At 44.0% G+C, this 11,556-nt stretch carries 9 protein-coding genes; 3 read left to right on the top strand and 6 right to left on the bottom strand.

The window, feature by feature from the left end; genetic code table 11:
• Positions 1-40: 40 nt before the first annotated feature.
• The 3 genes from guaB to gldD form a co-directional block, all read right to left on the bottom strand.
• Positions 41-1,519, bottom strand: coding sequence for an IMP dehydrogenase (gene guaB, locus ACXIUD_RS09055; protein ID WP_458052307.1), 1,479 nt, complete (start codon positions 1,517-1,519; stop codon positions 41-43).
• Between the two features lie 141 nt (positions 1,520-1,660).
• On the bottom strand, positions 1,661-2,104 hold the full coding sequence (locus tag ACXIUD_RS09060) for an ABA4-like family protein (RefSeq protein ID WP_458052308.1): 444 nt from the start codon (positions 2,102-2,104) through the stop codon (positions 1,661-1,663).
• Between the two features lie 132 nt (positions 2,105-2,236).
• Positions 2,237-2,818, bottom strand: a complete 582-nt coding sequence (gene gldD, locus ACXIUD_RS09065) for a gliding motility lipoprotein GldD (RefSeq protein WP_458052309.1) — start codon at positions 2,816-2,818, stop codon at positions 2,237-2,239.
• Between the two features lie 62 nt (positions 2,819-2,880).
• On the opposite strand from gldD, the gene ACXIUD_RS09070 reads away from it, so the two are divergent.
• The gene (locus ACXIUD_RS09070; protein ID WP_458052310.1) at positions 2,881-3,408 is read left to right on the top strand and encodes a DinB family protein; all 528 of its coding nucleotides are present in this window, start codon (positions 2,881-2,883) and stop codon (positions 3,406-3,408) included.
• 492 nt (positions 3,409-3,900) lie between these two features.
• Here ACXIUD_RS09070 and ACXIUD_RS09075 read toward each other — a convergent pair whose 3' ends face one another.
• Both ACXIUD_RS09075 and ACXIUD_RS09080 read right to left on the bottom strand, forming a co-directional pair.
• On the bottom strand, positions 3,901-4,506 hold the full coding sequence (locus ACXIUD_RS09075; RefSeq protein ID WP_458052311.1) for a nitroreductase family protein: 606 nt from the start codon (positions 4,504-4,506) through the stop codon (positions 3,901-3,903).
• Positions 4,507-4,658: 152 nt separating this feature from the next.
• On the bottom strand, positions 4,659-6,449 hold the full coding sequence (locus ACXIUD_RS09080) for an ABC transporter ATP-binding protein (RefSeq protein ID WP_458052312.1): 1,791 nt from the start codon (positions 6,447-6,449) through the stop codon (positions 4,659-4,661).
• Between the two features lie 106 nt (positions 6,450-6,555).
• Between ACXIUD_RS09080 and ACXIUD_RS09085 the strand changes: the two genes are divergently transcribed.
• The gene (locus ACXIUD_RS09085) at positions 6,556-8,682 is read left to right on the top strand and encodes a prolyl oligopeptidase family serine peptidase (RefSeq protein WP_458052313.1); all 2,127 of its coding nucleotides are present in this window, start codon (positions 6,556-6,558) and stop codon (positions 8,680-8,682) included.
• Between the two features lie 863 nt (positions 8,683-9,545).
• The gene (locus ACXIUD_RS09090; protein WP_458052314.1) at positions 9,546-9,974 is read left to right on the top strand and encodes a nuclear transport factor 2 family protein; all 429 of its coding nucleotides are present in this window, start codon (positions 9,546-9,548) and stop codon (positions 9,972-9,974) included.
• 88 nt (positions 9,975-10,062) lie between these two features.
• Here the strand turns inward: ACXIUD_RS09090 and ACXIUD_RS09095 are convergent, their stop codons facing one another.
• Positions 10,063-11,538, bottom strand: coding sequence for a glycine-rich domain-containing protein (locus tag ACXIUD_RS09095; RefSeq protein ID WP_458052315.1), 1,476 nt, complete (start codon positions 11,536-11,538; stop codon positions 10,063-10,065).
• Positions 11,539-11,556 lie beyond the last annotated feature (18 nt).

Here is an 11,556-nt window from a genome sequence, read left to right on the forward strand (position 1 = left end):
GGGTCGAATTCGACCCTTTTTTTATTTGTTCATTTGACGATTACATCTTCGCCGAATAATTCGGAGCTTCTCTCGTAATACTCACGTCGTGTGGGTGAGATTCTTTTACACCGGCAGCAGTGATTTTGACAAATTTGCCGTCGCGCTGCAAGTCTTCTATGCTAGCTGTTCCGCAGTAGCCCATACCAGCTTGCAGTCCACCTACTAGTTGGTACAATACTTCGGCAACCTGACCTTTGTAAGCAACTCTTCCGACGATGCCTTCAGGTACCAGTTTTTTGATATTATCTTCGGCATCCTGGAAGTAACGGTCTTTGGACCCTGACTCCATGGCTTCCAGCGAACCCATACCTCTATAGGTTTTAAATTTTCTTCCTTCGTAGATGATCATTTCCCCAGGGGCTTCCTCGGTGCCTGCCAATAATGAACCGATCATAATCGATGCAGCACCTGCAGCAATTGCTTTCACCAAATCTCCTGAATACCGGATACCACCATCTGCGATTACAGGTACATTTCTACCTTTCAATGCCTCGGCACACTCAAACACAGCGGATAATTGCGGTACACCCACACCTGCAATCACACGGGTAGTACAGATAGATCCTGGGCCAACCCCTACTTTGACTGCATCAGCACCTGCGTCAGCCAGGGCAATGGCCGCTTCAGGAGTTGCAATATTCCCCACGATAACATCTAAATCAGGGAATGCTTCTTTGATTTTTCTACAGGTATCGATCACACCTTTGGAGTGTCCGTGTGCAGTATCGATGGAAACAACATCTACACCTGCATTTTTTAAAGCCTCTACACGCTCCACGATATCAGCCGTCACACCGACAGCCGCGCCAACTCTTAGACGGCCATATTCATCTTTACAGGCATGTGGCTTGTCTTTTCTTTTCAGGATATCCTTATAAGTGATCAATCCGGTCAATCGATTTTCTTCATCTACTATCGGAAGTTTTTCGATTTTGTATTCTTGAAGGATTTCTTCTGCTTGTTCAAGGGAGACTCCTGCTTTAGCTGTAATCAAGCCTTCCACCGTCATGATATCTTTGATGTTGACATTGGGATCTTTGATAAAGCGGAGGTCACGGTTGGTAATAATTCCTTTCAATGTACGATTTTCATCTACTACGGGGATACCACCAATAGAATACTCTCGCATGATGGCCTCTGCATGTTTTACTTTCGCATCAATGTCTAAAGTAATCGGATCCAAAATCATCCCCGCCTGAGAACGCTTCACTTTGCGAACTTGCGCCGCTTGCTTCTCAATGGACATATTCTTATGGATGAAACCAAGACCACCTTCTAAGGCAATTGCAATCGCCAAATCCGATTCCGTAACGGTATCCATTGCAGCGGATACAAGCGGAATGTTCAATCGGATGTTTTTCGTAAGTTGAGTGGAGGTGTTGGTATCTCTCGGCAATACTTCTGAGTATCCGGGAACCAAAAGCACATCGTCGTAGGTGAGTGCTTCGTAGAGGAATTTATCTGAATTTCTGTTCATGGCAAATGTGGTTAGGTAACCCTATTTGCCCGTCAAAGATACAAACATTTTCCATTGTGGCTCAAGGCTATTTCAAAATTATTTAAAGTTTAACCAAAAATATCTGTCCGAATTAAAATAAAATTTGGTCTCTAGCCCTTGCTAGTCAATCGTAGATTGGACCAACTTCCCAGTTTTACCCGCTCGGATGATAAAGTAAAGCATTAAACCGAAAGGCCCTGCCATAAATGTGCCCACTAGGGCCAGTAATAAAAGCCACCTATTGATGTCTTTTTTCCAAGCATCATGGGCAATCCACATGCCCACGAATAAATCAAATGCCAAATAATGAATCCAACCAGCTAATAAAGCTTCGTCCGAGCCCATCAAAGCCTTTACTTCAGCTAAGCTTCCAAACCCTGCGCCTTCCATATCTCCCGAACTGATACCGTAGATGAGGTAAAAAACATAGGTACCTCCCAACAGAATCAGGACACCCGAAAACAAAGTACTGTAAATCCAAGATTGTGCATAAAAGATAAACAAGCCTATCCAGGCAAAGAATGCCAAGGTGCTTGCCATGGCAAATACAGCTTCTAAGGTCATAGCGGGAAGGGGTTAGGTTGGTTTACTAAGATAGCAAATTCCTTTTTCTTTCCCCAGTATGGAAGGTAATTCCTTTTGTGAAGTCCGTTGAATGGACGTTTAAAAGTGTTTAGAGGTTTGTATTGCTGAATGTCACAGCTTCTTAAACTCCAGGGTATTGATCAAGTGGATTAAATCTACCTTGATATATTCAATCACAGGGGAGAGAGAGTCATTTTTCATCGCTGTATTGAAGTATAGAGCCCCCCGAAGGAAGTTTTCGGTAGAATCCGTGACAAAAAACTGGAATTGGGTGGGTACTTCACCCGTCAACTCAGCTACTACGCCTGTGTAGCCTTTGGGTGTCAGTAAAATAGATTCCTCAATTCCATAGGCTTTAATTTGGTGTTTGGCTGTCAGGTTGATAGCATCGTTTAAGACCATTTTGATGTCTTTGCCTTTGGATTCTAGGGGAAGGTAGGTGAGGTGTACTTTGGCACCAAGATCCTGATAATTCAGATTAATCCAAGTTTTTTCTGCCAAATTGAAGGAATCAGGCTCGACTTGCGCATGTGCTGAATGTTGAAAAACATATGGCTGGGGCATGCTAAGCACATCAAATGCCCGCTCAGGTAGATCGATGCGATTGTAACCATTGGGTTTGGGTAAATAATCCTGTCCACAAGAGAAAAGGAAGCAAATGGAAACAAGCGTGCAAAGTATTCTGTTATGCATAGGTCAAAGGTAGTACTTTGAACAAAAGGATTTATCATTCAAACGTATAAAACAATAAAACGATGAAAAAGAGCCATGTAATTTTCGGTTCAGTACTGAGTATGTTGATGCTATTTTCAGCATTTACTGTATCCGCGCAGACAACGATCGAAGAGTTCGTTGCCAAGTGGGACAATGGCAAGCAGTTTACCCTTGATGTGGTAGATAAGATGCCGGATAACCTACTCGATTACAAGCCTCATGCATCCGCGATGAGTTTCAATGAGCAGGTGACCCACCTGTCCGGTGCAATGGTGATGATTGCCAAAAATTTTATGATGGGAGCAGATCCATCCTTCGATCCGAGTGTAAAGCCTACGACAAAAGAAGAGCTGAAAGCATTGGTAGCGGCGAGTTATGATTATGTGAAGGTCACTGCCAGTGGACTGACTGCTGCACAGTTTGCGGAAAATGTGGAAATCTTCGGAAGTACAGCTAGTCGTAGACAAGTACTAGCCTTGATCGATGACCATACTACCCACCACAGAGGTGCTGCCATTTCCTATATCAGAGCGAATGGTATCGAGCCTCCAAGATTCAGCGGAATGTAGGAGAGGTCGACAATTTAACGGTCGACGGACCACGGTTTGGTTCAAGTCTTCAGATGTTTTGGTTCAAGTCTTCAGACTTGGACCATCCTCTTTCAAGTCTTCAGACTTGCAGAGATCTATCGTAGAAACTTTTTTTTCACGCCACGCTCGCAAAGATTTCACACCACGTTCGCAACATGGGACTGAATTGGTTCAAGTCTATAGACTTGGACCATTTACTTTCAAGTCTTCAGACTTGCGGAAAAATCTATCATAGGAACTTTTTTCACGCCACGCTCGCTACGGGTTGATGAAATGCTTGAGGGATTTTTGCTAAGGAAACTTTACTGCTAAAACCATCATCTAGACCTGGCAGGTTTTAAAAACCTGCCAGGTCTTTCACTAAAAAACGCAGGCGTTAGATTCTAAGCGTATCCTCCCTATTACCTTTCCCCTCAATTTTCTCACTGCTCACTGTTCACTTCCCACTGCACATTCCACATTCCAAATTCATCACCCCCTTACCCAATTCACCTTCTCCTCCACTGGCTTTCTCCTTCCCGCAGGCCATCTGTCGGTAGCGGGTTTGGCTACGTAGAAAAAGCCCATTAACATATCTTCTTCACCTAACCCAAACCATTCTTTGGCTTCTGGCCAAAAGGTAGGTCCACCTGTTCCCCAGTATGCAGCTAAGCCATGGGCTGAGGCCGTCAGGTACATATTCTGAACAGCCATGGCAACGGCAGCGATCTCTTCCATTACAGGTAGGTTGGCACGCAAGTCACGCTTCATCTGAATGGCAATAATATGGGAAGCCTTCAACGGGTTTTCTTTCAGCTTTTGGTAAGTGGCCTCGATGAAATTACCTGCCTTTTCAGCGCGCTCCTTATATAGTCCGGATTGGAATTCCGAAAAGCGCTTCAAGCCTTCACCAGAAAACACGGTAAATTCCCAAGGCTCGGTCAGTTTATGGGTAGGTGCCCATGTGGCATTGGTGAGGATCTCCTCAATGATGGCATCGTCCACCGGGTCATTTTCCTTAAACTGTGCCACAAACATCGAGCGCCTGCCGCGAATGATTTTGTTTACTTCTGCTATGTTGAAATCAGGTCTTTCCATGATCGTTATTGCGAGTTTGATTCGATTTAAGAATGCAAATTCAATCAAAAAAGTTTGATCACAGGGAGTTTTCTTGACTTATTTTAGACAAGTTTTGCTAAGATTTAAACCGTGTCAATCAGCGAAATCTGTTTGTAATCTGTGTCAAAAAATCACTCTGCAAATTGCAATCGCACCAAATTGGCATAAAACCCTTCTTCTTGTGAAGCCAATGATTCATGAGAACCTTCTTCCACAATTTTACCCTCGGAAAGCACGTAAATTTTATCCACTTTTCGGATAGTAGCGAGTCGGTGGGCAATGATGATGGTGGTTCTGTTTTTCATCAACTCATCCAAAGCCTCCTGCACCAGAGACTCAGACTCTGCATCCAAGGAAGAGGTAGCTTCATCCAAAACCAAAATAGCCGGATCTTTCAAGATTGCCCGTGCAATTGCTACTCGTTGACGTTGACCTCCAGAGAGCTTGATGCCACGCTCACCCACTAAGGTGTCTAAGCCTTCCGGTAGCTTGGTGATAAACTGCCATGCATTGGCCTTCCTAGCTGCTTCGATGATTTCTTCTTCCGTAGCATCTGGCTTGGCATAGGCAATATTTTCCCGGATACTTCCTCCAAACAATAAAACTTCTTGCGGAACAATCCCAATATTGGATCGCAATTGCTTGAGATTCCAGTCTTGAAGAGGCTTGTTATCAACCAATATTTCACCTTGGCTGACATCGTAAAATTTCAATAACAATTGGATGATGGTAGATTTACCCGCACCACTATGCCCTGCTAGGGCAACTTTTTGGCCAGCCGCTACTTCAAAATTCAGATTCTGGAGCACATCCACCTCTACACGGGTTGGATAAGCGAAGGTGACATGGTTGAATTGAATCGCACCATACACTGGTACATTTTGGTAGTCTGCGGTAGAAACCTCTGCCTCTTCATCCAATATCTCTAAAACGCGTTCGGATGAGCCAATCGCCTTTTGGATTTGTCCATAAATATCACCCAAACCGGCAATCGAACCTCCAATAAACGTCGTGTACAATACAAACGAGACTAGATCACCTACACTCATTTCTCCAGACGCCACTAAGGTAGCTCCATACCACATGACGGCTACAATGCCTCCAAATAAGGCAAAGATGATAAAGGAAATAAAGGCACCTCTAAAACCCGCTGCCTTCAAGGCTACCTTGACTACTTTGTTGAGGCCATTTTCGTATCGTTTGGACTCAAAATCCTCCCCAACAAAAGACTTGACAGTCATAATGGATTGCATGGTTTCTTCCACGATGACATTGGCTGCCGCCAATTCATCTTGGGTTTGCTTGGAGAGCTTGCGGATAAACCTTCCAAAAACCATCGCAAAGATCACCAAGATCGGAAAGGTAGCGACCATAAATACGGTCAACTTGGGCGTGGTGAAAAACAAAAACGCCACACCGGCTAAAAGGGTGATGAGTTGGCGGAAGAGCTCGGCTAGGGTAGTAGAGAAAGCCTCCTGCAACATACTCACATCGGATGTGATGCGACTGATGAGTTCCCCGGTTCTTCGCTTGTCGAAAAAGGTCATCGGTAGCTGTACTAACTTAGAGTACAATGCCTTGCGGATATCTCGCATGCTGCGCTCATTGACCTTGGCAAATAGCCAAACCCGAAAGAAAGAAAATATACTCTGGATCAAAAGAATACCCACCAACATTAAGGCAATCAGATTGATATCATCCACCAACCAAGATTCTCCCGAAGCAGTATCAATTAATTTTCCTGCGACAAATGGGAATGTCAGGAGTGTCAAACTTGAAAACAGTAAGAAGACCATTCCCAAGAAAAAAGAGAACCGATACGGCCATACAAACTTAAATATCCCCCCCAGTTGACTCAGACTCTGTTTGTTGAGCTTTCGTTTTTCGTGTTCTTCAAGGGCTATGCCTCTCTTTTTTGCCATTGTTTAGCTACCTACCTTATAATCAATCTTGCAAATTTAAGGAATACATCGCTAAACATTCTTAAATTAACGACGCTTTTGCATATAAACCCATAAACTTACATCTATGAACACCAAAAGTATCCTGTATGTTGCAGCGGCGGGGCTAGTTACGATAGCCTGTCAATCGCAAGAAAAATTTCCTACTATAGACGTGAACTATCCAGAATCCAAAAAATCCGACCATGTTGATACCTATTGGGGAGAATCCGTAGCGGATCCCTACCGATGGATGGAAGATGATTATGCTGAAGAAACGAAGGCATGGGTGCAAGCCCAAAATGAAGTAACCTTTGGCTATCTCGCGCAAATTCCATTTAGAGAAGCCATTCGCCAACGCTTGGAAGAAGTTTGGAATTACGAACGTATATCTGCCCCTTCCAAAAATGGGGAATTTGAATATTTCTATAAAAATAATGGCTTGCAAAATCAGTCTATCCTATACCGTAGACCATACGAAGGAGGGGCAGAGGAACTCTTTTTAGACCCAAACAAACTATCAGAAGATGGTACAAGCTCTTTAGGAGGTGCTGCTTTTACTTCGGATGGTTCCTTATTTGCCTATGCGGTCTCTGTTGCTGGTTCGGATTGGAGAGATATTTATGTGATGAATGCGGCGACAAAAGAGAAGTTGGAGGATCAAGTGTTGGATGCTAAGTTTACAGGAATAGCTTGGAAGGGGAATGAGGGATTTTTCTATTCTACCTATGACAAGCCGGGAGGTTCGAAGTTATCTGCTTTTACCAATAACCATAAACTCTATTACCACCAACTGGGGACCGATCAGAGCCAAGATGTATTGGTTTTTGGAGATGATAAGAATCCTAGAAGATATGTAGGGGCAAGTGTGACCGAAGATGGGAAATATCTGATCATTACCGCTGCCAACAGTACTACCGGGAATGAATTGTATATGCAGGATTTGACAAGTGCCTATTCTCCGATTATTCCCATCGTGAGCAATATGGACAATACTCACTATGTGGTGGATCATGCGGATGGAGCGTTGTTTATTTTCACCAACCTTGGTGCGCCCAACAATAAATTGGTGAAGGCTTCTGTCAAAAACTTTGCTCCTACAGCATGGACTGATGTGATTCCTGAAACAGAGGATGTGATGAGCATTTCCAAAGCAGGAGGAAAGTTTTTTGCTTCCTATCTAAAAGATGCCATCTCAGAAGTTCGCCAGTTTGATTATAGTGGAACGGAAGAACGCGTGATCGAATTGCCAGGAGTAGGGACAGCTGGCGGATTTTCAGGGAAAAATGACGCGGAGTATGTGTACTACACCTTCACTTCTTACATCACACCGGGTTCATCGTATCGATATGATATTGCTTCAGGAGCGTCGATCTTGTACAATGCTCCGAAGATTCAGTTTGATCCCTCCCAATACGAAAGCAATCAGGTATTCTATACCTCCAAAGATGGTACCCGTGTTCCCATGATCATCACCCACAAAAAGGGATTGGAGTTGAATGGGAAAAATCCAACCATTTTATATGGATATGGAGGTTTTGGCGTGAGCTTGACTCCATCATTCAGCATTGCCAATACCGTTTGGTTGGAAAATGGCGGGGTGTATGCGGTACCAAACTTGAGAGGAGGAGGAGAGTATGGAGAAACCTGGCATTTGGCCGGTACCAAAATGAAGAAGCAAAATGTGTTTGATGATTTCATTGCGGCTGCGGAGTACTTGATTGCTGAAGGATATACTTCCTCTGACTATCTGGCCTTACGTGGAGGCAGCAATGGTGGCTTATTGGTGGGGGCTGTGATGACGCAGCGACCGGACTTGGCTAAAGTTGCGTTCCCTGCTGTGGGGGTCTTGGATATGTTGCGTTACCATCAGTTCACCGCAGGTGCGGGTTGGGCGTATGATTATGGTACGGCGGATGACAGCGAAGAAATGTACCGATATCTGAAAGGCTATTCTCCCTTGCACAACTTGAGACCAGCTGCCTATCCTGCTACCTTGGTAACCACTGCTGATCACGATGATCGGGTAGTCCCTGCCCATTCTTTCAAATTTGCAGCAACCTTACAAGATGCCCATCAAGGCAAAAATCCAGTTCTTATTCGTATAGAAACCAATGCAGGTCACGGTGCCGGTAAACCAACGGCTATGCAGATAGCGGAAGTGGCGGATATTTTTGCGTTTGGGTTGTATAATATGGGGATTGGATATCGATAGATATTTGTTGAAATTAGATATTGGTGAGCTCGCTGTTTGAAATAAGGTGGAAATAAGGTAGAAATAAATTGAAATAAGGGGTAGGGATATTGATTGATATAAGTGAATATCGGTTCCATCGTGGCTAAAGAAACCGCAGAGGTTGCAAAGGTTGGCGCAAAGAGCCCGGAGAGACTTTGGGAACTTTGCGTGACCTTGGCATCTTTGCGGTTAATTGTACCAAGTACCAAGTACAATGTACCACAAGACAGTCAGACTACTAGTTGAGAGGAAATAAAATAATATATAAGGGGAAAAAAGGAGGAAGTATGAGGGATGAAGGATGAATTTGGATTTCCTTACTGCAAGCAAGGGGCGAGACAAAAAATACCGTGGCGAGCGTTGCGAATATCGTTGCGTTCGCTGCGTGAACTTGTCCTGACTGTAAAATAGATTGAAGGAGGACCGAGCGTTATGAAAAGCTATCTTAATAGCTTTTAGCGAGGGGCCAGGTTGTAGGGTAGGTTTTAAGCACGAATTGGAAGTAGAAAGGAGAATTCTAAAATTAGCTTGTAGCAAAAGAAACCGCAGAGGTCGCAGAGGTTGACGCAAAGAGCTCGGAGAGACTTTGGGAACTTTGCGTGATCTTGGCATCTTGGCGGTTAATTGTACCAAGTACGATGTACCAAGACAGTTAGACTTCTAGAAGAGAGTTAATAAACAAAATTTAAGTTGGGAAAAAGGATGAAGGTGGAGGGAGGAAGGATGAATTGGGAATCACCTACTGCAAGTAGTTTCCTGGCAAAAGTAATCGTGGCGAGCGTGGCGGAGTACTTTGCGGTCGCTGCGTGATCCCCTTTTCGGAGAACTATAAATGGTATTATATGAAAAAAATTGGAGTTTGGACTTTGTTCCTGTTGATGATTGCCCCTTCTGTTTTTTCGCAGACGGAAGCGGAAGAGCGGGAGGCGATAGTGGCGACCGTGCAATTGTATTTTGACGGCATGGTGGAGCGGGATCGGAGCAAGTTGGATCAGGCTTTTGATGCGAATGCCCGACTAATTGGTTTTCGGGGAGAGAATTTTACCGTAACCCCGTATGAACAGTGGGCCTCGGGCACTGCTCAAGGAGCACCTCGCAATCCAGCTGACTTTGACAATCGCCTAATCAACATTGAGTTCAGAGGCTATATGGCCCTTGCCACCACAGAATTATTCTGGCCGGGGGTATATTATTATGATTACTTGACCTTATTGAAGATGGATGGACAATGGAAGATTGTGCATAAATCTTGGTACGAGGAGAAACGGTAGGAATGGAACAAATATTCAAAGGATAGGCATAAAAAAAAGCAGCCATCCAATGGCTGCTCAACGTTAGTCCCTAGTAATGTCTTAGTGATTATTGCTTCATTATTTTCATCTGCTCTTTTTGAGATCCCCACGCTACTTCCACGATGTATAGTCCATTGGTGGATTTTTGGAAAGCTTGACTGATGCTATCCGATAGCTGTCTGACGTCTTTTCCTGAGAACACTTCTTGTTTGCCTACAGGAGATACTAATTTCACAATTACCATTTCATCGGCATAAGCGCTACGGTTTACTAATTCCAAGTTGAAGCGCTCTCCGCCCTTGTTAGGATTTGGGAAGGCTTTCCATGCATTGCTTCCCTTTTGGGTTGAAGCTGGGATTTTTACCCCTACCACATCGCTATAAACGTGAGTTCCATCAAAATCCACCTGCTTTAGTCTGTAATAAGCCATTCCTCCAGCCAATGGTAAGTGCTTATCTTCGAAAGAATAATTTACTACTTCATCTGAAAATCCAACACCTGCTGTCTCGCCGATAGTTTCAAAGGATTTTACTTGATCGATGGCACGCTCGATTTCGAAATGAGAGTTTTCCCATTCTTTAGCTGTGGCCCAATTTAAAATTGACAATCTGTTTTGAGCATCGAAACTTGCTTCAAAATTTTGGAATTCTACCGGAAGGCCTATTCCAATTCTATATGTTACAATAATGACTACTTCACCATTTCCACCATTTCCACCGCTGTTCTGTCCGCCGCCTCCACCACCGCCACGAACGCCATTTTCTCCATTTGAAAGTGATCCATTTCCTGCACTTTTACTATTTCCTGAGCGGTTAATACTTCCATTCCCTACTGTTGAGTTGCCACTGTTTTCTAAATTTCCATTTCCTCTTGCCGTTGCACCTCCACCTCCAGCATATTCAAAACCTGCAATTATAATTCCAGCACCACCATTTCCCCCTATTCCTAGTGTATTAGTAATTTGCCCGTTTTGTCCATTCCCTTCGATATTTCCTTCCGTGCTTTTGCTAGCACCAGCTCCACCTCCCCCAGCCCTTCTGATATTTCCGCCATTTCCTTGGGGAGCAGGAGAATTCCCACCAACATTACCATTACCAGAATTCCCACCTCTCCCACTATTCCCGCCTTGTCCTCCTTCACCACCTGCAGTTGTAATCAAGGTTCCAGGTAGGTTTTCAATTTGAAAAGTTGTATTTCCACCTTTCCCACCATTTGGAGTGCCAGGCGCTCCACCAGTTCCAGGATTAATTATAAATCTATCTCCAACCTTAATAGTTGGATTAGTATATGTTATTGAATCAACAGCTCCACCACCGCCACCACCAGCACCTTCACCTCTACCACCACCGCCACCTGCGCCAATTATATAAACCTTTACTTCGACATCAATTTGTTCATCATCTGCCAGCAAAGGTGGATTGGGGTGAGGAGGTAATATAAAAGTCGTTGGTTCTGTTATTCTAAAAATCGTAACTACTTGGTTGCTAGTTTGAGCATATCCATTTACACTTACGATGCTCAATACCCAAATTAGAAAGCTCATTGCATAAACAACTTTTTT

This window comes from Mongoliitalea sp., from assembly GCF_054166905.1.

Excerpts from the sequence above, each read along its gene's own strand:
- guaB (WP_458052307.1), bottom strand. The coding sequence starts at position 1,519 with ATGAACAGAAATTCAGATAAATTCCTCTACGAAGCACTCACCTACGAC.
- ACXIUD_RS09060 (WP_458052308.1), bottom strand. The coding sequence starts at position 2,104 with ATGACCTTAGAAGCTGTATTTGCCATGGCAAGCACCTTGGCATTCTTT.
- gldD (WP_458052309.1), bottom strand. The coding sequence starts at position 2,818 with ATGCATAACAGAATACTTTGCACGCTTGTTTCCATTTGCTTCCTTTTC.
- ACXIUD_RS09070 (WP_458052310.1), top strand. The coding sequence starts at position 2,881 with ATGAAAAAGAGCCATGTAATTTTCGGTTCAGTACTGAGTATGTTGATG.
- ACXIUD_RS09075 (WP_458052311.1), bottom strand. The coding sequence starts at position 4,506 with ATGGAAAGACCTGATTTCAACATAGCAGAAGTAAACAAAATCATTCGC.
- ACXIUD_RS09080 (WP_458052312.1), bottom strand. The coding sequence starts at position 6,449 with ATGGCAAAAAAGAGAGGCATAGCCCTTGAAGAACACGAAAAACGAAAG.
- ACXIUD_RS09085 (WP_458052313.1), top strand. The coding sequence starts at position 6,556 with ATGAACACCAAAAGTATCCTGTATGTTGCAGCGGCGGGGCTAGTTACG.
- ACXIUD_RS09090 (WP_458052314.1), top strand. The coding sequence starts at position 9,546 with ATGAAAAAAATTGGAGTTTGGACTTTGTTCCTGTTGATGATTGCCCCT.
- ACXIUD_RS09095 (WP_458052315.1), bottom strand. The coding sequence starts at position 11,538 with ATGAGCTTTCTAATTTGGGTATTGAGCATCGTAAGTGTAAATGGATAT.